We start from the raw sequence: 22632 nt of genomic DNA on the forward strand, positions 1-22632 counted from the left end.
GGCGGTGGATCTGGGCCGCCTCGATTCGCGACTCTTCTAGGGCGAGTGCGGCGTCGGCTGCGGCGACAGGTGCACCATCGGGGACGTTCCAGCGGGTGTGGGTGGCGTGGGCGGCCTCGTGGGTGAGCACGCCCCACATGGCCGGGTAGCGGTCCCGGTCGGTCGGCCATGACGGATCGCACGTGCCCGGGTCCTGCCGCAGGTGGATCCCGTCCAGTTCGATGGTGGCCAGCGCCGGGACGAAACAACCGGGTGCGCCTCGCCCGAGGCCGGGTGCGCACTGCACGGTGAGGTCTTCGCGGTCGGTCAGGTCGGTGACAGCGTCAGTGAACGCGGCCGACAGCCGCAGCCACGCCTCACTCAGCCCGGTCACCGGTGCCGGTGGGGCGGTGCCCGGTCCGGCGCCGGACGGCGCGGCGGTCGGGGCGACGGGTGCGGGTGTGGGTGCGGGGATGACGTGCGTTGCCATGGGTTCCTCCGGTGAGTAGGAGCGGTCAGGTGTGTGCGGGTGCCGGTGCGTGCGGTCAGACCTGCTGGCCGAGGGCGAGCGGGGTGACGGCGCGTCCGTAGACGGCACTGACGACCTCGGCGACCACGTCGCGGTCCTCTTCGGGCGCGACGCCGAGAAGGTTGGCCACCGCCGCCTCGTCACCGAGGACACCGGCGACCTTCTGGAAGTTGATCAGTTCGCGCAGTTGCGGGGCCCAGCCGATCTCGCCGGACTCCTGACGGCGCGCCAGGTTGCGCGCGACGCGCACAGCGCGCGGTGCGATGTCCAGGGCGCGGGCCAGGTCGTAGTCGGTCGACACCCGGATCTGCGCGGCGAACCGGGAGGCCAGGGCCTCGGTGAGCACGGCGCCGTGCACGCCCGGGTTGTGTCCGGCGACCACGTAGAACCCCTCGGCGGCGGTGATCACCTCGCCTTTGTGCGCCTTGACGGTGATCTGCCGCCGCCCGTCCATGGCCGGATACACCACGGCCAGCACCTTGGGCGAGATGAGGGTGGCGTCATCGATGAGCAGCGCGCGGCCCTCCGTCATCGCCGTGACCAGCGGCCCGTAGACGAACTCGTACCCGCCCCCCGGCGCCTGGGTGTACTCGCCCACGAAATCGGCCACGGCGGTGTCACCGTCCCCGGCGACGGTGATCAGGTCCGGGAACGCGGCCTCGACCAGGGACGTCTTCCCGGTCCCGGGAGGCCCGTACAACATGGCCGGGACGGACGCCTCCCGCAGCTTGCGCAGCGCCGCCACGTCCGGCAGATCCGCCAACCGGCGCGGGTGATAGGTCTGCCCGTTCGGCCGCACCACCGGCCCACCAGGCGCCGCCTTACCGCCCTTCGCGCTGCCCTTCTCCGACGCCCCGGACGTGCCCGACGGCGAGGCGGGCGCAACCTTGGACCGCGCGGGCGCGGCGGCGGGCGCGGGTACCGGCCGGGTGCGCGGCGCCCCGCCGCCCTTGGCGGCCTCATCGGTGGTCGCGGTGGCCCGGTACCTGCGCGGCGAAGCCGACACCAGTTCGGCCTCTCCCCGGTCGGTCAACGCCGCCAGCGCATTACCGACCGCACCCGCCGACCGGCCCAGCGCCCGGGCGATCTCACCCGGGGTGAACACATCCCCCGGAAGGTCGGACAGCACAACGGCGACCCTGCGGCGCAGCTCTCCTTGGCCGAGGCGACCTGGGGCCGCAGGCGCGGGCGCCGTGGTCGCGGGAGCAGCGGCGGTCGGGGTGGTGGGAACGGTGGTCATGGCATGGCTCCTTGGTGTGTGGGTGGTTCAGGACGCCGGGGGCGGGCGGTGGCACGGTGACCCGCCCCCGATGGCGGTCGGTGCGCTGCGCTCAGCGGGCGCCGGTGGCGGTGAATCGGCGGGGCCGGTCGCACACCAGCTCGGCCTCACCGGACTCGGTCAGCCGGTCCAGGGCGTTGGACACCGCCCCCGCCGAGTGCCCGATCACCTTGGCGATCTCGTGCGGTGTGAACGCCGCCCCGGGGTGGCCGGTCAGGTGAGCGGCGACCTTCGTGCGCATCTCACCCGGAGCCGAGCGCGGCTTGCCCGAGGCGTTGCGCGGGCGCCCGTTCGCGGCGGTCCGCACCAGCCGCCGCGCCTTACCCGACCCGCCGTAGACGCCCTCGACCGCCGTCAGCGCCGCCGCACCGTCCCCGGCATCCAACGCGGTCAGCGCCGCCGCGATGGCGTCCTGCAGCCCCGTCAGCGCGTCGCGCGCCTCAGCCACCGCCCCCGCATCCAGCCCCGCACCCGGGTCCTCGGCGTCACCGTCCCCGGCGCCGGTGTCCGCACCGGTCGGCTCGGCACCGGTCGGTTCGGTGGCGTCCGGCGTGTCGGTGGTGGCGGGCGCCTCGTCGGTGTTCGCCTTGTCGGTGTTCGCCTCACCGGCGGGCGCGTCCTCGGCGGAGGCGTCCGGAGCGTCTTCGCCGGTGCCGGTGCCGGTGCCGGTGCCGGTGCCGGTGCCGGTGCCGGTGGTGGTCGTGACCGGGTGCCAGGTGTCGGGCTGGCGCTTACCGCCGTCACGTCCGCCGCGCGTGCGGGTCGCGCGTCCGTCGCGCTCCAGGGCGGTCAGCGCGCGCGTGACGGTGGCGCGGCTGACACCGGACGCCTCAGCAATCGCGGTCACGGTGGCGCCCGGGTCGGCCGTCAGCGCGTCCCACACGTCCCCAGCCGCCCCGGACGGGCGCGCCCCGCCCGTGACAGCGGCGGCGCCGTTTCCGGCGTTCTCTGCGCCCGTGGTGCCGTTTCCGGTGGCGCCATTCGCGGTGATGTTCTTCGCGGCCATTTCATCTCCCCATTCGATGTGACCGGCGACCGGATTCCCGGCGCCGTTCCCCTTCATCGGCAGGTCGACCATTTCTCGATACCGCGCCACCAGCAAGCACCTTCGGCCACATTTTTTATCACCTCAACGGCTGAACGACCTAACCAATCCCACCCACACCCGCTAAACCCACCCGCCGGTAAAGCAGATTTGCGCCAATTCATAACCGGGCACCTCATCACGCACGCACCTTTTTCGAGGTCCCCTGCATCGAAAGGCGCGGCGGCGTGACCCGTGGACACCTAATGCGAGGTGTTTCGCGCCTCTTCTCACCTCATCGACTCACCGCGCACGGCGACCTCACGCCTCGGCTCTGAACGGCACCACGCCGACCCAGCCGCTGGCGGGCCGGCCACCGGCAGTGGGCCGGTGATGTAGGGAGGTGTGGTTAACCGACCGAGAGGCGAGGAGTAGAGGCAGGAGGAGAACCAGAACCCACATCGCGAGCTATTACCAGGGGTCGTCCTGGTGACGAGTCGGGCGCGCGAACAGAAGATGCATCAGCGCATCCACCTGCACCGACGTACGCATTTGGGGCTTCTGGTCATAGCCAGAAGCCCGAGAAGAACCCCGAAAAGAAGATTGAAAAGAACCCCGAAAAGACACAGCCATCTGTATGCGTCGCTCCTGAAGACAGAAACGAAGAAAACGGCGCAAACATGGGCGGGCTCCGTCCGCAGCCCGGTCGATGCCGGGTCCGCGGACGGAGCCCCGCCCTCGAAGAGGGCTGCTCTACTCTGTCCCCTGAGGGGCCAGCCTGCTACCGACAGGCTGGACCCTCCCTACGACACCAGTGCCACCTGCTGCTCCGGACCGTTCTGGGTGTGGCGGCGCAGGTCCATGTCGGCCCAGACGGTGAAGCCGTCGTCAGGGCTACCGTGGACCCCCATCGCCAGGGCCAGTTTGGATACCGTGAGCAGGCCGTAGCCGCCCACCCGCGGCTCGCACCCTGGCGTCTCCGAGCGGATGGTAGGCACGCAGCCCCCGCCCAGGTCGGTGACCGCGATGTAGGCGATCTCAGCCAGCGTGACCTCCAGGCCGAACCAGCCCCGCCCCTCGCCCGACCGCGAGTGCCGGACGGCGTTCGTGGACAGTTCAGCCACCACCACCGCCACATCCTCCTCACGCCCGGTCCCCTCGAACAGCGTCGCCGCGAACACTCGCGCCACACGCACCTGATCGGCCCGGCCGGGATAGACCCGGCGCCACCGCATCGGCTCTGAACCCCGCAGCCACTCAGCGGAAGAGCACAATCCCCAGTTCCTGTTCTTCACTTTCCCCGTTCCTTCCTCGGGCGCGTCCAGTACCGCAGCCGCCCGAACGACGTGATTGACAGCGCCCATTAATAGGCACCTCTTACGTCGGGTCAAGTGTCAGATACCCACCGCTGGTCCACGGGCAGGTTCGGTGAACTGGGTCGGACGCTTTAGGGAAGTTGGGCAGCCGGATGGATCTGGAGAACCTTCGCCGCAGCACGTCTGCTCTCTTCAGCCGCATTGAGCAGTTTCGTGTGCAGAGGTTCAGGAATGCTCCCCTGGCCAAGACCGGCAGACTTCACGCCCAAGAAAAGCTGTTCTTGTTGGGATGCGGTGAGCTTCCCCTTGAGCTCGGGGCTTCGAAGGAGCTCTTGCGCAACGTAGCCGTCCTCGACATCAGGAATCTCGCTGGCGATCCGGCTGACTATTGGACCGCTGTCGCTGCCGGAGAGGCAGATCGCCGTGAGGGCCACGCGGACACGGAAGGTCGCGAGTCCCGGGATCTGTTCGAGCGCCAAGTACTTGTCCACTGGGGCGGTATCTGCAGTGCTCGGCGGACGCCCGGCTGCTCGTCGGCACAACATGGCCAGGCAGGCCGCAACGGCCTCTTCCCATACCTCTGAAGTACTACTTTGCTCGACGCTCGCCAGAGCGGATTCAGGCTTTCCCGCGAGCGCCTGGGCAATGATCACGGCCTGCCGACCGTCCAGCAGTCGACGGCCGACACCTCGGTGCTGCTGCGCGAATGCGCCTGCGTGCTCCCACCTGCCGGCTGCTGCCAGAGCGCGGAGACCGTCGGCGAGCATCACGCCCCATAGCCACTGGCACAGGTCGCGGTGCTCGTGCCCAGAGCGGGTCAGGCCGCCGAGCGGGAGGTCCCATCCGCCGATCCTTGCCGAACCCCTCGTCCAGACGGCCCGATACAGCTCCTTGAACTGGTTGGAGGCGGCTTCTGGATCTCCAGCACGAATGAGAAGCCGAGCAAGATTGATGAGCGGTTCCAGCGCGTACTTCGCCGTCTGCGCAGTCAGCGGCCGAGCGTCCATGTACAGCTCGTACTGCTGTCGGCACAGGGAAGCTGCGAGGTCGGGCATGCCGCAGTCGCTGGTGATCAGGGCCGCCCGGTTCTGCGCGGCCGCAGCTGCGGCGAGCCCATCAGCGGTATCGGCCGATTCGTTGCTGGTCCGGGCTAGGTCGGTGATCTCTTGGATTCGCTCGGCGAGCGGTCGGCACACCGGCCGCTGACGTGCGACTAGGGGGAACCGTCGCGCGGCCTGGCTTAGGGGCGGTCTCATTGCCAAGTGATGGTGAGGCGCGTGTTCGGACGCTCGAAGACGAACCTGCCCGGCACCGGCGCGGCGGTGCCCTGCCCCACAGTGCCCGGTTCGATCTCGAACTCGACGGGCCGAGATCGGTAGCTCTGATCCCAGGTTCCGATGGCATCGGCGACTCGACCGGCCAGAGCGTTCCCCGTTGGGCCATGGCCCACAACTCCGACCTCGTACATCCGACGGTTCCCGCTCGCGGGGTCGTGGGGACGGAGGGTGAGGTACGCGAGGTCGCCCTTGTCGGCTACGGCCATGGCACCCCAGCCGAACTGGGGACGAACCAAGCCTTGGTCGACCGCGGCGCGCTCGACCGGCATCCGGCTCAGCGCGTTGTCCATGACGCACGTGAGCCAGACATCGAGCCACTCGAATGATTCGTCGCCCCTGAACAACACGCCCGTCCACACTTCGCTGGGCGCCGTCTCCAGAACCCTGCTCAGCAGCGACTCGTCTACGGACTGCTCTCGGTTGGTGTGGAGGCACACCGATCCATCGGCGGTCAGGGGGATCACGCGGCGCGCGTCATCGGCGATGCCGCGCAGGGGCATGAACGTGCACAGCCGACTGTTGCGGCCGAGCCAGCGTCCGTCGCTGTCTCGTTCGAAGGCGATCGAGCGGGACACTCCGCCGCGCAGCCGCAGCGGTACGACGAGTCGGCCGCCGGGGGCGAGCTGGTCCAGCCACGGGAGGGGGAGGTCGCCTGCTCCGACGGTGGCGATGATGCGGTCGTAGGGTGCGCCTTCGGCGTGGCCGAGCGCACCGTCGCCGAGCACGACGTGGACGTTCTTGATGTCGGCAGCGGCCAGCCCGTTGCGGGCGCCGGTGACGATGTCGTCGTCCACGTCGATCGTGGTGACGTGGCCTTCGTCGCCCACGAGGTGCGCGAGGAGGGCGGCGTTGTACCCGGTGCCGGCCCCGAGTTCGAGTACGCGTTGACCGCGTGCCGGCTGGAGCTGCTCCAGCATCATCGCCACGATCGTCGGCTGGGACGCGGCACTGATGGAGACACCGTTATCGTCGTGCTTGGTGTGGACGGTTCCATCGGTGTAAGCCTGCTCAAGCGGGATGTCCGGGACGAACATGTGCCGGGGGACGGCACGGAATGCGGCCTCGACCTGCGGGCTGCGCACCGTCCCGTTAGCGCGCAGCGCGTCGGCGAGCGCGTCCCGCAAACGGTCCGCGGTCTCGGTCGGGTCGGGCGTCCGGCTAGTCTCCATGTCCACCTCGGGGACCCTAGAGTCGTCGCCGTTCGGGTTTGGTGTTGACGCGCCGTCGCGCAGGGTTCCCATCACTACCTCGCTTGTCAGTTTGGCCAGAGTGTGTTGATCGGTGTAGGTCAGACCGAGCCGGTTCCAGTGGAAGATCACGTGGTGGGTCAGGACGGCCCGCAGCCCGCGTTCGAGGACCCCGTGCGCGGCGAGTTCGGCCAGCCGTCGTCCCGCCTGCTCGAAGGCCGCTATCCAGGGCGCGATGGCGGCGAGCGCGCCCCCGTCAACGAGGTCGCTGGTCGGCCCGACATCGACGGTCATCAGCTTGTGGACGGCCACCCTCAGCCGCGGGGACGGGGAGCGGTCGGCCACGGCAGGACGGTGCCGGGCGACACGGCTCCAGACGTCTCCTTGCTCGTACCAGTCCTGTCCAGCGGCGCGCATCAGCACGCTGCACAGGAGCACGCCCAGTTCACGGCCCCCCAACACCCGGCTGGCCGTCGGTCGGGCCAAGTACGTGAGGACGTGATGGCTATCGCGATGGAACAGCTCGTGGGCGACGTCCATACCGAACGCACCGCCGAACACGACCAATTCGGGCTCGTAGATGCTGGCCCTCCAGATGGACAGCCGGTTCTCCGAAGTCGCACGGTCCAGGACATCTGTCAGGTAAAGCAGGGCGGCGCCGTCGGCTGGGACGTACCGAACTCGCCAAGACGGTGCTTTGCGGACGAAGAACCAGCGGCTGATCAACCCGTTCTCCTCGGCACAGGTCAGCGCCGGTCGCAGGACGTTCACCGCGGTGTCCTCAGCCGCGCACCAGTCGGGGAAGTCGATGACGACCTGCGGCCAGTCGCCAGTGTCCACGCTCGTTCCCTCCGCGATTTCGATCAGGCGATCAGTAGGCATGAGTCCCAGCCGGAGACGGGCGGAGAGCCAGAGGTGGCGGTGTGGAGCGCCAGGGCGACGCCCGCGGCGCCTTCAAGGAGTCCGAACCGTCCATCAGGTGACCGGAGGAGTTCCGCGGCAAGTCGTTCTGCGTCGTCCTCGTGGTCGATCAACGCCTGCGGCAGCGATAACTGGTATCCCGTCATGGGGACGTTCGCGTCAGCGGTGCAGCGGGTCACGATCTGCGACAGCCCAGCGTGGCCATGGCACAGCGACGCGTCGGATATCGCGGCAAGCTGCAGAGGGTGGGTGAGGGCACCGACGACGGCGCGCTCGGCCATCTCCTGCCGAGCGCGGTCACCGATAGCGAGGGCGGCCAACTGCTGAGCACGGGCCACGCCTGCGCTTCCGTAGCACCAGGAAGGGCGCGAGGGCTTCGCCGGAATGGGTTGAGCACCGCGAAGTTGTGTACGTGTGACCCAGTAAGGCCACCAGGCGCAAGGACCGTCGTCCGTGCGCCAGCGGTCGAGCCAGGTACAGATGCGGATGATGGCCTCGCCCTGACCGTCCACGGCCAGGCCGTCTCTCATCGTCAACGCGAGTAGCGCGAGCGGGCCTGCGATGCCGTGCGCCATGCCGGTGTTCGCATGACCGCCGGGGAAGTCGCCCGAAAGCCGACCCGAGGGCGCAAGGGTGGTCCACCACCCTGGGAGGCACTCATGGTGGTCGTTGATGGGCTCGGTGAGCCGGACGAGGTAGGTCAGTACTTCGCTGAGAAGTTGGCTTTTCGCGTCGCGCTGCCGCAGGTAGCCGCCGAGGCCGGTGAGACCGCGGATGGCGTCGAACTCGGCCAGCGCGGGCAGGGCGCCGGCGTCCATGCGGGCGTGCGCCGAGGCTAGGCGGCGGCGCGTCTCAGCGGCGATATGACCGTCGAGGATCTCCAGGACATGGGCATACCGTCCCTGTTCGCCACAGGCCGCGTGCAGGGCGAACCCGACCGCCGGAGCTCCGTAGTACAAATGAGCGTGATTGCTCGCGTTAACGCCTTCACTGATTGCGGCGTTGAGCCATTCGTGCGCCCGCTGCCACGAGCCCAGCCCCGCACGGGCACGTTCGATGTGCAGTAGCGCGACCCCTGCCGCACCTACTGCAAGGGACTGGGGCCACCAATCGTCACGCAGCCTCATCGCGCGGACTTCGGACGGTGAGCCGAGGCGCTCGGCGATGGCATCGGCCATGCCTCGGGCAGCTTCTCGGTTTAGCGGTGTCATCCGTAATTCCTCGTGCGGCGGGCCGTCCACGCTTGGGCAGCGGCGCGAGCGAGCTGGAGGCAGATGCGTTCGTCGTCGGGGTCGAGCCCGACAGCCCGCATGTGATGGGCGTGCAGAAGGGAAGTCAGAACGGCGTCGGCGTCGACATCGCTGGCCTTGGCAAGGCGAGCACGGTACGCGGCCAGTGCCAGATCACGGGACCTCCATGCCCGCGCGATCGACTGGCCGCCGGGAAGCGCACACAACGCTGCCCAGTCGTCCGTCGGGTCGGCGACGAGCACTGCTTGATTCCGGAGGCTGCGGGGCAGCGGCGTAGGCGCCTTGACCTCCGCGTGCTGGACCACCCACGACACCCCGAGTTCCAAGCTGCCCGTGAACGCGATGGCCATCGACAGGAACTGCGTTGCCGTGAGCGTTTGGAGGTGGAGCTCTCCGGGCGGGTCGGTGAGTTGGGTTGTGACCGCTAGTGAATCGGCACCGAACACGACCTCCGCTGCCGCCAGCAGAGGCCCGCTTCCCCAACGTCCGGTCTCGGGGTAGTAGGTGGCGAACTGGACGTCGTGCAGAAGGCCCAGTCGGCGAAGCTGCTGCGCCCACGTCCCTACGCGGGCGGCGGCCGCCCCGAACTCGCTCGCGTCGGCCAGAGCGATCCGGAGCCGAATGTGGGGTTCAGGATCGCGGTAGCGGATGAACCACCAGCCCGGCCGCTCATCCCACTCGGCAAGAAGGGCGGGGACGTACCGCGCCAAGAGTTCAGACTGACGGTCCGGAGACCCGTACAGCTTGGCGAACAGCCACGCCGACGCTCCAGGCGCATGCCCGTCGCCACGTCCCGCCACCTGGACCCCGATGGACTGACGTTCGGCTGCGGCGCGAGCAGCCGTCAGCTGGACGACGATCTCGTGAGCGCGTCCGCCGCACCATCCGTTGGCGCCGGATTCTGCGGCCTCCTCCAGGAGAACCGCTCGCGCCCCCCGCAGGCTCGCACGAAGCAACGCAAGCTGGCCCGGGTCGGCGAGGTCCAAGTTCAGCCGACGATCCCCTTGCACCAGCAGAACCGCCTGAGGAAGCTGCCGACGGGTACTCCACGTGTGGAAAGCGGCTCTCCACTGCGGCCACGGAACACCCTCCGCCGGGAGTTCCGCAGCATCGAGGATCCAGCGAGCGGGAGAGACGATTGTGCGCCGGTATCGAATCCGCGGCAGGAACGGCAGGCGATCGGCCGCTCCCCAATCGAACCCCGTGACGACGGCGGTCTGCGCGCTGCTGACCTCCGCAAGGAAACGGACGATCGGTGGGGTGTGCGCCCGTAGGTCGAGCGCATGCGGCACAACCGGCTCGACCGTCCGCTTCAGGCTCCGAGATGCCAGGTAGAGCCGTTTCCCGTCGCAAACGACAGCGAGGTCGGCCAGCGGAATCCGGGTACTGTCCCCAGCCGGGTGCTCGCCGAGACCGACGACGTACGGCAGCAGTTCGGGGACGCGGCTGACATTCCCAGCGGTGTGGTTGAGCGGAGCGAACGAGAGCTGGACGGGCAGCGCATCGGGATCCTGCGTCGGAAGATCTCCGAACGAGCCTCTCATCGGAGCTTGGTCAGCATGGCTGAGGGAGCCGAGGAACCGGCCGGTCATGGTGGCCGCGCCCCGGGAGACTCCGGTTACGGCCAAGCAGAAGTCGCCGTCGTTCGCCGCAGCCACGGACACCGCACGCAGTTGGAAGCACATCTCAAGGTGGGGCGGCCACTGCGGTGTTTCGCCCGGCGCGAGTTGTTCGAGCAGCCGCTCGTCCAACACGACCTCGTCACGTCCATCGAGGACGGCGGCCTGCGCCAGCGCCAGCAACCGCTCATCACGTTCGGAGACTCGCGGACGAGGCGGTGCCGGGACGCCCAGGTATCCCTCCGGGAAGCCGAGCCCAACGTCCGGATTGACCAACTCCTGGACCGGGACGAGCGTGCCGACGCCGTACCGCTCGAAGAAGCGCGTGTGGTACCTCTGCCATGCCGTTGTTCCGAACGGATGGCCCGTCAGCTGAGCAAGCGCTGAAGCCGCTGCCTCGGCCTCACGCGCGATACGGCGAGGCAGAACGAGACGGGTGTCGAGATGCAGGGTCAGCGCAGTCCGCGGGTCGGACTCGGCGTTGAGATCCCTCATCCGGGACACCACGTCGGCCCGGGTAGATCGCCTGGCTCCGGGCTCGGTCGTGCTGTTGTGCTGCGCCAGTCCACTCCGAACTTGGCGTAGCCCTGCCAAGTCCTCCTTGACCTGCGGGATGTCGCCCGCTGCGGCGGCTTCAAGTTGCTCGATCACGTGCCCGATGGCATCGACGACCGTGGCCGCCGGCTGGAGTTTGCTGATCAGGACGTGCTGCTTCACCAGGCCGGCGAGCATCTCCTCGATCAACGGCAAGGATGCTGAAGGGAACTCGGCCGTGAGCTTCGCGGCAAGCTCCACGCACCGAATCGGCGACCGGGCCGCCTCGATAACCAGCTCGACCGCCCGCGTGCAACGGACCGAAACCTCGGCCGCCGCCGCACACTCCCGATCAGGGCTCTGAGGCGGATACGGAACGACCAGCCGATCTCCGCGCCGGAAACCCACCTCGTTGACGACCACAGTGAGTCGCGAGAAGAGCTCCCGGCACGACTCCAACCGGGCGATCACGTCCGCCAGCCATGCCTCGTCCACGCGAGCCACGACACGGTGATGGTCGTCCCAGCGCCAAATGAGCCTTTGTCCGAACGAGGCCCGAGCCACCCCGGCGAACATGCCGAAGGGGGTGGCCCGGTTCGTCATCCGCAGGACGTACCGGGCCACAGACAGCACGGTTCGCCGTACCCGTCGAACGTCGGGGGCTTCCGTCGTCAAGACCTTCTGCACTTCCCGCGCCAACCCGGGGCTGGCATGGTCGATCGCGTCGGCGACTGCGTCGATCGTCCAGACGTTCCGCAGCCACACGAGCCACCGGGCGACGAGCTCCGGAGTGTCGCCGGAGAGATCGGGGCACAAGGGAACCGGCAGTTCCGTCATTGCGGCGGCGCGCAGAAACGCCGAGTCGCCGCACTGATACAACCGGCCGTCCATCGTGCCCCTCCCGTCGTCCGAAACTCACCGCTTGCGGCTCAGCTCCCGGCGAGCGCCTGAGCGCTCGGCGTGGCTCGCCGGCTTCAGCCGACGTTGGTGGCGCAGGCGTTGGGGCAGGAACTGCCGCATCCGTCGTCGGTCAGGTTGATCAGGGACGCGGCGGCGTCGCTGAACTCAAGGACACGGATGTCCAGGTCGAACGGGTCCTCGGCCGCCGTCTGCCCGGCGGACGAGAGGGGCTCCATCGTGCTGTGGCTCATTTGGGGGTCCTTCCGCTTGCTGGAACGCTGACAAGCAAACGCCCCCAGCCCTCACCACCTGGTGTTGGCGCTGCTCCAGCAGCCGCTGGAGCAAGGGAGCAATGCAGTGCGACGTTAAAAGCGGCCGGACGACCGAGGCGATGAGTGTGACCAGATGTGACAGGTCACTTTCCGTCACTCAGGCCGTCAAGAGCGCTCCGAAGAAGGTGCCGGGCACGTGCTCCGTAAACGGCCTCGTCCGCCAGCGCGCTGAAGACCTGCCCGTACATGGCGATCTCGCGCGGATTGGTGATGGTCAGGTAGCCGGAGACCAGTTCGACGCTGACCTGGTCACCGTCGTAGATCCAGAAGTCCTCGACCTGGCGGATCTCGCGGTCGGGCTTCATCGGAACGATCCCGAGCGACACCGATGGTTGGGAGCCCGCTTCAGCGAGGTGAGCGAGCTGACCCCGCATCACGTCCGCGCCTCCGACCCCCGTCCGCAGCACCGACTCCTCGACCAGGAACGCGAACGTGCGTCCAGGTCGGCGAAGGAGTTGCTTGCGCTCCATCCGGACGGCGACAGCGGCCTCAACGTCGTCGATCAGCCCACGGCGTCGCCGAACCGCCTGCAACACGGCCCGGGTGTAGTCCTCGGTCTGCAACAGCCCAGGCAGCAACCACGACGAGTAAGAACGGAACATGCGGGTCCGCTCGAACAACGGAACGACGGACTCCTGCGCTCGCTTCAGCCCGCCCCGCTCCATCCGGCGCCACTCGACCCACATGCCCTCGGCGGTCCGCAGCGACGCGACCAGGTCTTCGGACCGATCGTCAACCCCGCACGCGCGGCACCATGTCCGGATGTCCTCGGCGGATGGTGAGCGGCGAGCGTGCTCGATATGGGAGACCTTCGTCCGATCCCATCCCGCCTCAGCGGCCAGCGCCTTGGCAGTCAGCCCCGCCTCGCTGCGGATCTCCTTCAACTGGTCGGCGAGCGCTTGCCGGGCAGCCTGCGCCGACGACGAGGGCGAGCGGGACAAGGTGGCACGTCCAATGGTCTCGATCAGGCCGGCTTGTAGTCCTCGTGCGGGATTGCCCTTTCCCACACCGCCTCGAACGCCGTCAGACACAGCGACACCAGGGCCGGTTCGTCGCGATTCTCGGGCTGCTTGAGCGACGAGCCGTCCCCGGCGAAATGGTTGAACTGCACCACCCGATCGTCGAACACCCAGTAGTCGTTCAGCGGCACGGCCACATCCAGCGCTCGGCGCCGGGGCAGCCACCGCACCTGCTCGCCGGCGGCCACGTTCATCGGCGTGACCCCGTACTCGAACCGGATGTAGTCGGTGACCGGCTCGGAGACGATCCGGGCGCGGCGGACCGTCACCCCACGGGCGACCAGCGGCGCCACCAGGTCGATCCAGTCGCGCCCCCACTCGATCGGGTCGAAGTGATCGCCGTCCCGCCACCGCAGGAAGTCGGGATTGGCTGGGGTGTAGACGTCCCGCTGCTCCAGGTGCACGGCCGAGAAACGGCACCCGCTCAGCAGAGAGGTGAACGATTCGGGGACTTGCGCCCCGGTCTCCTCATTCGCCGTGGCGGCCTGGCCCGCGTCTTCCTCGCTCGTACGTGCCATTGATCGCCTCCAGGATGATGTCCCTCATCACCGGCGGCAGTTTCACCACCACCTCGTGCTCGCCGATCGGGCTGTGCCCGTCGACCTCGGCCAGTGCTCGCGGGTCGGTGACCTGCTCGCCTTGGAACCAGACGTCGCCGGTGTCCTCATCGACGTAGACGGCCGGGCACTCATTGGTCGGGGTGTCCGGCGTGATACCAACGAAACTTAGTCGCACGACAGCCTCCAGCGTCGCGAGTGTGACCAAGGGTGACGCCTGTCGGCTAGACATTCACCCGCGCTCCGACGACCGTCCAGTCTCCGAACGGACAGACGTTCCAACCTCCGCAGAGCATTCGGGAGACGGTCGAGCAGCGCAGAAGATGCAGCCTTCAGGCCCCGACCCCAGGTCGGGCGAACTATTTGGTGCGAAAGGAACGGGGACGGGGCGCAGGCGAAGCAGCGATGAGCCGGACGGCTGCGACGAGATGGGCGGCGGCCCGAGCGGTGTCAGCGATCGGGCACAAGGGCTCGAACCAGCGTCCGGCGACGACACCGCCGCGGTACGCGATTCGCGGCCACTGCCAATACAGGACGTCCTGTCCGGGCCACGGCAAGCCCCAGACACTTCGACTGGACGACGGATCGGTGCCAGCAAGGCGTGCCGACACCGAGACGGTCGGCGGCGCGCATTCCCAGGTGCTGACGGCGCACAGACCCGCGTCGCTGAGGTGGTCAACGAGGTCGCGGGCCAGGTCGAACCGGTCGCGCGGGATCGACTGAAGCAACGAAACCACATGCGTGCTGCCGACTTCGGGGGTGTGGCGGCTGGTCACCGCGCACCACTTCCTGGCAGCGCGAACGCCACCGCCTTGCCGGGCCGTCCAGTCGAGGACATCACCGTGGGGTACACCTTGCATCGGCCGCCCGAGAGCCGATGGACGATGGCCAGGCCGTGACCGCTGCCCTGCGGCACCTCCTCCGAGGAGCACTCCGAGGCGTCAGTGTGGTCGAGCTTTTCGAGGATTTCCGGGATGCCGACCAGGTCGCTATCTCCGTCGACGACCTCACACCAGGTCGGACGTCCGGCGACGATCACGAAGCGGATCTCGTAAGGCCCGCTGGCGTAGGAGACAGCGTTGGCGCCAAGCTCACCAACGGCGAGCTCCGCGTCGTCAACGTCGCTCTCATCCGCGCCGGCAGTCCGTAGGACTTGCCTGACCAACGCCCTAGCGTGACGCACAGTCCTTTCGTCTGGGAGGTCATGCGCCTCCAACCGAAAGCCTGCGCACACCGTCCCTTCGTTGTTCACAGGCTCGTCGCTCTGTCCGGACATCACCTCCCACGCAAGCCTGGAGGACTCCGCCACAACCACACCTCCTGAACGGTTCGGGCTGTCTCGCAGCCCTCTGACCACGTCTGAGTGCCAGAACAGTGACGCAGAGTCAGCGTGGCGCCAATCGCGGGGAATCCACGAATGTCCAGAACCCGTGGCACAGCCACGGAAACGGCTACGAACCCGTCGCCGGTCCACCGGAACACCGTGGACGCCCGGCAAGGAGGAATCCGGGTCGATTAGCGGCGTCTACGCTGAAGCCCACTGGTACCCGGCCTCGGCAGAACGGCATGGGGAGAACGAATGGCCCGAGGAGAGCACGCACCGTCATGCGCCCGCCGGTGGCGCCAGCGAGCCCAGGCCGAGGACTGGCGGACGTGGAAACTGGTGCAGGCCATCCACCACTGCTGTGGAGTAAGCCTGCTCAAGGCCCACCGCCTCGCCCAAGGCTGGACAGCTAGGACCGCCATCGACCGTCTGGCCGAGCTATGCGAGCGCGAGCACCTCGGAGAACCGCATGCCAGCATCGATCTGCTGAACGTGTGGGAGAACGGCCGTGGCCGTCCACGGCCTGACACCGTCGACCGCCTTTCACGGCTGTACCGCGCCAACCCCGTTCGGCTCGGCCTGGCCGCCGACTACTCGGATGATATCGATCCCCACGAAACCGCGGTCGTTCCGGCTCCCCGTATGCCGCCTCCCTCGCCCTCGACCTCAGACGTACCGGTGCTCACGCCAAGCGCCCTGCACAACCCCGGCCCGTCCCATGGTTCCGAGGATGAGACCATCCGTCGGACCTTGTTTAACGACGTCCTCGCCGGGAGCGCTCGTATATCGCATGGCCGCCTACTGGCTGAAGTGCAAACGCTGCGGCAGCACATGGACCGCACCCTGGTCTCCGGCACGGTCACCGAGGATCAGATGGATCGCCTTGAGGAAATGGTCCTGCGGTGCCGGCGCAACTACCTGATCACTCCCCCTCTGCCGATGCTGTGCCAGCTCATGCTGGAGTTCAGCGACGTCCGCGACCTCGCTTCTCAGCGGCAACCAGGCCCGATCCAATGCCGGCTCTCCCGCGTCGCCGCTGCCTTGGCGATCTTGAGCGCGGACGCCCTGATGAAGCTGGGCGACATCCGCCAGGCTCGCGCCTGGTACGGGACGGCCAAGACGGCCGCCGACGACACCGGCGATCCCCAACTCCGCGCGCTCGTCCGCGCACAAGAAGCGATGCTCCCGTACTACTACGGCGATCCAGCCGAAACCGTAAGTCTCGCGCGGGAAGCCCAAGCCCTCGGTCGAGCGAAGCCCACTTCTCCCACAGCACTCGCCGCAGCCGCCGAGGGACGTGCCTTGGCCCGCCTCGATGACCGCCAAGGCGCCTTCGCCGCACTAGCCCGAGCCCAACAGCTTTTCTCCAAGATCAAGGATCGCAACACCGGAACGCTGGCCTTCGACTTCACCGAGCAGCGCCTCTACCTGTACATGAGCGGCGCCCACGCGCACCTACCCGACCGGCCACGCGCTCAAGCGGTGCATGACACCGCCTCGGCCCTGTGCCGCCCGAACAGCCCGGGAATCGATCCGGCGCTGATCCAACTGGATCGGGCGACGACGCTCGCCCGCAGCGCACGGGAAGCCGAGGCGTGCGAACTCGCAACCCAGACCCTCATGGCACTGCCGCCCGAACAACGCACGACCATCGTGTTCGTCCGCGCCCGCGACGTCCGCTCCGCGATCCCCGCCAACCGCCGAGGCGACAAGGCCCTACACACCTTCGAAGAAGCCCTAGCCTTGGACACTGCCATCACCCCTGGTCACCGCGATGCCTAACCAGCTGACCGGGGCGGCCAACCTCCACCAGCGCGCTCGCCAAATCCTCGGCGAAGCCTGTAGTCGGGTCGGCCTCGACTCGACGGGCGCTGAACTTCTACGGCTGCGCAGCAACGCGGTGTTCAAACTCCGCGAGCCAATCATCGCGCGTGTCGCTACGGCCCCAACCGCCGCGGAGCGCCTCCCTACCGTCCTAGCAGTCACCCGCTGGCTCGCCGACCGCGGCTTCCCCACCGTCCAACCGGCCGACGAGATCACCGACCAACCCCTGAGCGTCGACGGCGCCACCGTCACCTTCTGGCGCTACATCCCCACAACACCGGACCCGGCCACCACAGCCGACCTCGGTCGGCTACTTCGACGGCTGCACGCTAGCCCGATGCCGCTGTTTCCACTCCGGGCCCTGAAGGATCCGCTGGCGGGCATCCGCACGACCGTCCAACACCAGCCCGGCGTCCTCACCCACGACGATCAAGCCTGGCTCAGCCGCCGCATAACGGTGCTCACCGACGCATGGCAAAGCCTGCCGTTCCACGAACCACCAACACTCCTGCACGGCGATGCGTGGATAGACAACCTGCTACGTCATCGAGACGGGCACGTGGTCCTCGGCGACTGGGACAGCGTCGCCGCCGGCCCACGCGAATGGGACCTGATCCACAGCTACCACGGCGAACGCCGCTTTGGCCTCTCACCCACGGACGTCAACGACTTCGCCGCAGCCTACGGCTACGACCTGCGCGGATGGGACGGCTACGAAACCCTCATGCAGATCCGCGACCTCTATGCCATCGGCATCCATGTCCGCAACGCCCCCGGCGACCCGTTCTCCCGTCGCGAACTCACCCGCCGCCTAACGTCCCTCAGGAAGGGCGACGCCCGCAAACGCTGGCACATGGGAGACAGTTAGCCGAAGTATGTACGGGTACCTCAAGACGTACCCGGGCGGCTGAGTTATCACCGCCCGGCGCGAAGGCCGTCCGGATGTGGGCAGATCGTGGGTCACGGGAGACGAGGAAGGAACGTGTCCGTAGGTTCGCGCTATGAGTGGGACAGGGCCGGTGGACGCCGGTAGCAACTCAGGCAGGGATCCCAGAACAGAACTGCGGAAACGGGAGCAGGCAGCCGGGCTATGGCCGATCCAGCGGGCATTGGCGGTTGCGGGCCTGGCGGCGGTGGCGGGCCTAGCTGCGGTGCTGATGACGGTGCTGGCAGCGCTGGGGTTCCCGAATCTGCAACACCCCCAAACCCTGCCTATCGACCAACTGCTGAACGTGCTGAAACTAGTCCTGGGCACCGTTGCGGCTGTGGGGGCGTTGTTCGCACTAGTGATGGCCTACCGCCGTCAACGCCTGGCCGAGGTGGCAGAACTCCGTGAGTACCAGCAGGCTCATGACGATCTCACCAGAGTTTTCAATGAACGGTTCGGTGCAGCCTCTGCCCAACTCGGCCACGAGGAGCCCGCCGTGCGGCTGGCCGGTGCCTACGCTATGGCCGGGCTCGCTGATGACTGGGAACATGGCCGACAGACCTGTATCGACGTGCTGTGCGCTTTCTTGCGGCTACCCTACGTACCCGACCCTGGAGAGGTCCCCGCTGACGGCGAGGACCTTCTTGCCCACGCCACGGCCCGTGCGGCCTACCAGGCGGCCCGTGAAGTCCGGCACACGGTCATCCGCATTATCAGCAACCACCTCAATGGCCACACCGATGTCTCCTGGCGTGGCCACGACCTGGACTTCAGCAATGTCGTGTTCGACGGCGGCAACTTCGATGGCGCCGTCTTCACTGGCACGGTTTCCTTCCGGAGCGCTCAGTTCGTGGGCGGCATAGTCAGCTTCGAGGGAGCCCGGTTTGAGGATGGCATGGCTGACTTCGTGCTGACTCGGTTCGAGGGGGGCGTGATCGACTTCGGAGACGCCCAGTTCAAGGGCGGCGTGGTTAGTTTCGCGGACGCCCGATTCAGAGGCTCCGTGATCGGCTTCAGGGACACACGGTTTATTGACGGGACGATCGGGTTTGTGGGTGCCCAGTTCGAGGGTGGGGCCATCGGCTTCGGAGATGTCCAGTTCGGGGGTGGGGCCCGGTTCGAGGGCGGCCTACTTCTCTTCGAGAACGCCTGGTTTGGAGGCGCCACGGTGGACTTCAGCGTGGCCCGGTTCGAGGGCGGCATTGTCGACTTCACCTCGGCGACCGGTGTGCGGCCAGCAGGGCTGCCCGATGACATCGTGGCGCCGCGCCTTTCGTAAAGCCGCTGGTGCTCGCTTGGAGTGTCGCCCGCCTAGGAACCGATTCTCCCGAGGGAAGCGAACAGGGCGCGAGGTTGGCGAACTTGATGGGCATCAGTGCCGGTGGGCGGCCAAGGCGCTGCCCCACCGGGGTGGCCAGCTGCCAGATCCTAGGGTCGCAAGTTTAGTTGCCGCGCTCGGCTTCTGCGTTCGGGTCGACCTCGCCGCGTTCAATCCGGCGGGCCACGATCATGTCCGATGCCGTAGTCACGACCATCTGGTAAATGGCGTTCAACATCCAGTCGATACGCAGGTAGTCGACCTCGCCGCCGCGCTCGTACGGCACGGATTCGTACCAGCCGAACGTGGGCCGCAATTCCACCTCATGGCCCTTAACCGGGCGCGGGAACTCGATGCGCACCAGAACATCACCAGCCTCCACCCGGCCCGTCGCCGCCCCGTAGCGCTTCACCACCGGCTCGGGCGTGATGCCGACGGGCCCGAGGTCGAACGCCGCGAACTCGACCACGTTGAGCAGCCGGTGCTTGTCGACGTTGGACAGTTGCTGGAGCACCGCCAGGGGGTGCAGCTGGCTGGCCCGTGCCTTGAACGGCTGGGCGCGCTCAATGGCGTCCATGGTGGGCTTGGCGTACCAGTCCTTCTTCCGGATCGTCCACTTGATGAACTTGGCCTCCTGGTCGTACAGCGGGAACGCGACGCCTTGCGGGTCCGTTTCGCGGATGCCGTCATCGACGGCGGCCCAGGTGGAATAGTCGAGTGCGGCGCGAAGGTTGTGGATGACGTCGCCGAGTAGAGCGCTGAACGCCAGGGGAAGCGGCGCGGGGGTTTTGGTCACTACCCATTCAACCCACACGATCGGGTTGGTTTCGTCACCGCGTGCATTGTCGCGGCGCTCGTATTGGTGTTCCTCCCGGCCCTCGCGGAGTTCCGCTTGCATGGCCTGGAGGTGCTCCAGCAGGTTGGCCGCCCGGGTGACTTTGGCAATGATGCCGTCGTCGTACTCGTCCTTCGTCACCCGATGGACGGTAGCCGCCGCGAGGGCCCGGAACCGTCGGATCCGGAGGATTCGGCAAACATGACTATATATCGTTGGGACGCCCTAGCCTGACCTTGGCTGGGCGGGAACGGGTGTTGAGGGGCAGAACGTGCCTGAGCAGGCGAGGCGCCATCACGTCGTGTCGAAGTTCTATCTGCGGTACTTCGCCGACGAGCGCGACCGAGTCACAACGATCATGCTGCCGGGTGAGCGGACCTTCACCCAGAACATCGCGAATGCCTCGGTGCAGACCGACTTCTACACCGTCATCGACAACGACGGGCATGAGTCCGACCTCGCAGAACAGGCCCTCTCCCAGATCGAGACGCTCGCCGCCGACGCATGGCGTGAACTCGCCGCCGGGGTGTGGCCGCTCCCCGAGAAGCACCGGGTGGCCATGGCCGCGTGGTTGGCGCTGCAACTCCTGCGCGGTAGTGGGGTACGAAACTCCATGAGCGAGATCGCGACCCACGCGCTGCTCCTCGAAACGATCACCGGCGGGCGCCAACGGGTACGCGAGGCCCTTGACGCCGCAGGCGAACCGGCCGACGACGAGACCGTCGACCGCGAATGGGTCGACTTCTTCAAGAATCCGCTCCGGGCGCAGGTTCACGCCAACCACCACGTGCAGCACCTAGCGCAGATGCTGCCCCGGGTCACGCAGTCACTCCTCGACCGCTCCTGGCTGCTCACCGTGTTCCAACGCAAGACCCTCGCGACCAGCGACCACCCCGTGTTTGTCGTCCCGAACGACGATGCGACCCGAATGGGCATGGGCACCGGTGTTGAGAACGCGACCGTCCTTCATGCGCCGATGACCCGTCGCCACTCGCTGGCTATGTACCTACCGTCCGCGGTTCCGCCCGAGATATCGCCCCATGGGGCTGACATCCGTGTTGCCGGGGTTGCCGCGGTGGCGCTCTTCAGCAACTCGTGCGCGGTCAACAGTGCCCGTCGCTTCCTGTTCCACCACCCGAAGGACACGCCCCTCGCCGGGTTCGATCTGCCGCAGCCCCGCGAGCGTGAGGTCGCCGTGACCGCGCAGTTGTGGAGGTGGATCCCAGAGAATGACCGGCAGGTGTTGCTTGATGCCGAGTTTGGCCCCGACGACCTAAACGCGCTCATCGAAGGCATGTTCTAATCTCTGGCCATGGTCGCCCATCGCAGACCAGGACCCACCTGACGAAATGATCTGTCGCCTTGCGCACGATCGTGACCAGGAGCCGAGTACCACCCACCGACATCGATCGAACCGCCCGCCTCGGGCCCATCCGGGGGCACTCTGATGCCAATGATCTCTTGACGGTGGATTGGTCGCCAACGACTGGGCCATCCTGCCTACCGGCTCAGGTAAATCGGGCGTTGTGTCAAGCGCTCAGGGATGCATCTCCAGAGCGGGGCACATCAAGGGCACATGAGCTTGCGATCATGTACGAGACAACGAGAAGCGCCGAGGGTCAGAACGCATGGTGAGAGGACATTTTGGCGAGAACGCGCAGGTGGCAACGGTGCCCGCGAAGAACCCGGCTTACAGGCCAACACGTAAGCAACGGGAGGCCAAGGTGGGCTGGCAGCAACGGCCGGCCCGTCCGGCGGGCCACGCTACGAGGCCCCACCCTTCCAAGTCCGAAACCGTCCAACTCTGGCCTACGTTCGCCGCCGCATCCTTTGGGCACCAAAGGTAAGCTACCGCTCATGTCACCTTGGATCAGTGCCGTAATTGCACTCGCATCATTGACCATCGGTTCGGGACTCACAATTATCGGACAATTGCTTACAGATAAGCGCGCTTTCCGACGCGATAGGATTGGCCGACGTGAAGAGTTTAGAAACAACAACTTCGAAGTACAGAGAGTTGCACTTTTTCAGATTCAAGAGACTCTCGCATCACTTACACAACAAACACACATGGAGAAAGTAAGGCGAGAGGTCTCCGGTGAATACAATTACTTCGACACTCAACCTAACAAGAACATAGGGTCGTCAATGACGCAGTTCGGAGAAGCCGTAGAAAACCTATTTAATCTCTCCAGGGAAGTGGAACAATACTCTCAAGAGGAATTCCTTAAGAGGACGACCAAGGAAAGCGAGTCGGCGCTCCGCTCAAGCAGGAATCTAGAAAAGCTCGCACAGGAATTCCATGCGGAGACCACGAAGATCCTCGACGCAAGAAAGTCATTTTCCCTAGAACTGCGAGATTCGCTGAGGACTCTCCAAATAAATATCGACAGATCAGGGTCTAGCTCAGTTATGGAGGCTGGAAATCATTACTTTTTCGCAATCTTGAAATGGAATGACCGTTTCGTCTCCGACGGAACTAGAGATCTTTTCAATGATGTCATCGCGGCGGAACATAAGCTTCGGTCTTCAATCAGTAAGGCCTTGAGGCTTGGACCATACGACGAAGTGTAGATCGCCTATAACTCGATATCATGCAGGCCAGAAGGCTCCAGATTGC

Annotated in this window: 19 protein-coding genes and 1 pseudogene; 5 read left to right on the plus strand and 15 right to left on the minus strand. The window is 66.9% G+C overall.

All coding sequences use genetic code 11. The features are described from left to right. The 14 genes and pseudogenes from E1266_RS08175 to E1266_RS08240 form a co-directional block, all read right to left on the minus strand. A pseudogene (locus tag E1266_RS08175) lies at window positions 1–469 on the minus strand (hypothetical protein); the annotation flags it as partial. Between the two features lie 55 nt (window positions 470–524). Continuing rightward, window positions 525–1748, minus strand: coding sequence for an AAA family ATPase (locus E1266_RS08180; RefSeq protein ID WP_132045408.1), 1224 nt, complete (start codon window positions 1746–1748; stop codon window positions 525–527). Between the two features lie 91 nt (window positions 1749–1839). Beyond that, entirely contained in the window at window positions 1840–2793 is a 954-nt protein-coding gene (locus tag E1266_RS08185; protein ID WP_165965980.1) for a winged helix-turn-helix transcriptional regulator, read from the minus strand. A gap of 821 nt (window positions 2794–3614) precedes the next feature. Beyond that, a complete protein-coding gene (locus E1266_RS08190; protein WP_132045412.1) occupies window positions 3615–4175 on the minus strand; it encodes an ATP-binding protein in 561 nt (186 codons plus the stop codon). 83 nt (window positions 4176–4258) lie between these two features. After that, on the minus strand, window positions 4259–5323 hold the full coding sequence (locus E1266_RS08195; protein ID WP_132045414.1) for a hypothetical protein: 1065 nt from the start codon (window positions 5321–5323) through the stop codon (window positions 4259–4261). A gap of 56 nt (window positions 5324–5379) precedes the next feature. Further along, the gene (gene fxlM, locus E1266_RS08200; protein ID WP_132045416.1) at window positions 5380–7491 is read right to left on the minus strand and encodes a methyltransferase, FxLD system; all 2112 of its coding nucleotides are present in this window, start codon (window positions 7489–7491) and stop codon (window positions 5380–5382) included. 23 nt (window positions 7492–7514) lie between these two features. Then, window positions 7515–8750 carry a lanthionine synthetase C family protein gene (locus tag E1266_RS08205; protein WP_243718288.1) on the minus strand — a complete coding sequence of 412 codons (1236 nt, stop codon included), beginning with the start codon at window positions 8748–8750 and terminating at the stop codon, window positions 7515–7517. Window positions 8751–8779: 29 nt separating this feature from the next. After that, window positions 8780–11866, minus strand: coding sequence for a lantibiotic dehydratase (locus tag E1266_RS08210; protein ID WP_132045420.1), 3087 nt, complete (start codon window positions 11864–11866; stop codon window positions 8780–8782). Window positions 11867–11949: 83 nt separating this feature from the next. Continuing rightward, complete coding sequence (locus E1266_RS08215; RefSeq protein ID WP_132045422.1) at window positions 11950–12126, minus strand: FxLD family lanthipeptide; 177 nt, start codon at window positions 12124–12126, stop codon at window positions 11950–11952. Between the two features lie 164 nt (window positions 12127–12290). Next, window positions 12291–13214, minus strand: coding sequence for a helix-turn-helix transcriptional regulator (locus E1266_RS08220; RefSeq protein WP_243718289.1), 924 nt, complete (start codon window positions 13212–13214; stop codon window positions 12291–12293). Further along, a complete protein-coding gene (locus tag E1266_RS08225; RefSeq protein WP_347876706.1) occupies window positions 13172–13744 on the minus strand; it encodes a DUF6879 family protein in 573 nt (190 codons plus the stop codon). The genes E1266_RS08220 and E1266_RS08225 overlap by 43 nt, the downstream gene beginning before the upstream one ends. Further along, window positions 13695–13991: a hypothetical protein gene (locus tag E1266_RS08230; RefSeq protein WP_243718290.1), complete on the minus strand. Its 297-nt coding sequence runs from the start codon at window positions 13989–13991 to the stop codon at window positions 13695–13697. The genes E1266_RS08225 and E1266_RS08230 overlap by 50 nt, the downstream gene beginning before the upstream one ends. A 151-nt stretch (window positions 13992–14142) precedes the next feature. Then, window positions 14143–14559 carry a hypothetical protein gene (locus E1266_RS08235; protein WP_132045424.1) on the minus strand — a complete coding sequence of 139 codons (417 nt, stop codon included), beginning with the start codon at window positions 14557–14559 and terminating at the stop codon, window positions 14143–14145. Continuing rightward, window positions 14556–15092 carry an ATP-binding protein gene (locus tag E1266_RS08240; protein WP_132045426.1) on the minus strand — a complete coding sequence of 179 codons (537 nt, stop codon included), beginning with the start codon at window positions 15090–15092 and terminating at the stop codon, window positions 14556–14558. The genes E1266_RS08235 and E1266_RS08240 overlap by 4 nt, the downstream gene beginning before the upstream one ends. A 354-nt stretch (window positions 15093–15446) precedes the next feature. Between E1266_RS08240 and E1266_RS37835 the strand changes: the two genes are divergently transcribed. The 3 genes from E1266_RS37835 (at window position 15447) to E1266_RS08260 (ending at window position 19138) form a co-directional block, all read left to right on the plus strand. Then, on the plus strand, window positions 15447–16889 hold the full coding sequence (locus tag E1266_RS37835; RefSeq protein WP_165965981.1) for an XRE family transcriptional regulator: 1443 nt from the start codon (window positions 15447–15449) through the stop codon (window positions 16887–16889). Beyond that, window positions 16882–17799 (plus strand): aminoglycoside phosphotransferase family protein, encoded by a 918-nt coding sequence (locus tag E1266_RS08255; RefSeq protein ID WP_132045432.1) that lies wholly within the window; start codon window positions 16882–16884, stop codon window positions 17797–17799. Before E1266_RS37835 ends, E1266_RS08255 begins: the two co-directional genes overlap by 8 nt. Window positions 17800–17950: 151 nt before the next feature. After that, entirely contained in the window at window positions 17951–19138 is a 1188-nt protein-coding gene (locus E1266_RS08260; protein ID WP_165965982.1) for a pentapeptide repeat-containing protein, read from the plus strand. A gap of 163 nt (window positions 19139–19301) precedes the next feature. Here the strand turns inward: E1266_RS08260 and E1266_RS08265 are convergent, their stop codons facing one another. Further along, complete coding sequence (locus E1266_RS08265; protein WP_132045436.1) at window positions 19302–20153, minus strand: hypothetical protein; 852 nt, start codon at window positions 20151–20153, stop codon at window positions 19302–19304. Window positions 20154–20283: 130 nt separating this feature from the next. Here E1266_RS08265 and E1266_RS08270 point away from each other — a divergent pair, with 130 nt between their 5' ends. Beyond that, on the plus strand, window positions 20284–21315 hold the full coding sequence (locus E1266_RS08270) for a DUF4238 domain-containing protein (protein ID WP_132045438.1): 1032 nt from the start codon (window positions 20284–20286) through the stop codon (window positions 21313–21315). A gap of 554 nt (window positions 21316–21869) precedes the next feature. Continuing rightward, complete coding sequence (locus tag E1266_RS08275; RefSeq protein WP_132045440.1) at window positions 21870–22586, plus strand: hypothetical protein; 717 nt, start codon at window positions 21870–21872, stop codon at window positions 22584–22586. Window positions 22587–22632 lie beyond the last annotated feature (46 nt).

Source organism: Actinomadura sp. 7K534 (assembly GCF_004348575.1).
GTDB lineage: Bacteria > Actinomycetota > Actinomycetes > Streptosporangiales > Streptosporangiaceae > Spirillospora > Spirillospora livida.

Coding starts and splice junctions, on each gene's coding strand:
- E1266_RS08180 (WP_132045408.1), bottom strand. CDS start 1,748: ATGACCACCGTTCCCACCACCCCGACCGCCGCTGCTCCCGCGACCACG.
- E1266_RS08185 (WP_165965980.1), bottom strand. CDS start 2,793: ATGGCCGCGAAGAACATCACCGCGAATGGCGCCACCGGAAACGGCACC.
- E1266_RS08190 (WP_132045412.1), bottom strand. CDS start 4,175: ATGGGCGCTGTCAATCACGTCGTTCGGGCGGCTGCGGTACTGGACGCG.
- E1266_RS08205 (WP_243718288.1), bottom strand. CDS start 8,750: ATGGCCGATGCCATCGCCGAGCGCCTCGGCTCACCGTCCGAAGTCCGC.
- E1266_RS08210 (WP_132045420.1), bottom strand. CDS start 11,866: ATGGACGGCCGGTTGTATCAGTGCGGCGACTCGGCGTTTCTGCGCGCC.
- E1266_RS08215 (WP_132045422.1), bottom strand. CDS start 12,126: ATGAGCCACAGCACGATGGAGCCCCTCTCGTCCGCCGGGCAGACGGCG.
- E1266_RS08225 (WP_347876706.1), bottom strand. CDS start 13,744: ATGGCACGTACGAGCGAGGAAGACGCGGGCCAGGCCGCCACGGCGAAT.
- E1266_RS08255 (WP_132045432.1), top strand. CDS start 16,882: ATGCCTAACCAGCTGACCGGGGCGGCCAACCTCCACCAGCGCGCTCGC.
- E1266_RS08275 (WP_132045440.1), top strand. CDS start 21,870: ATGTCACCTTGGATCAGTGCCGTAATTGCACTCGCATCATTGACCATC.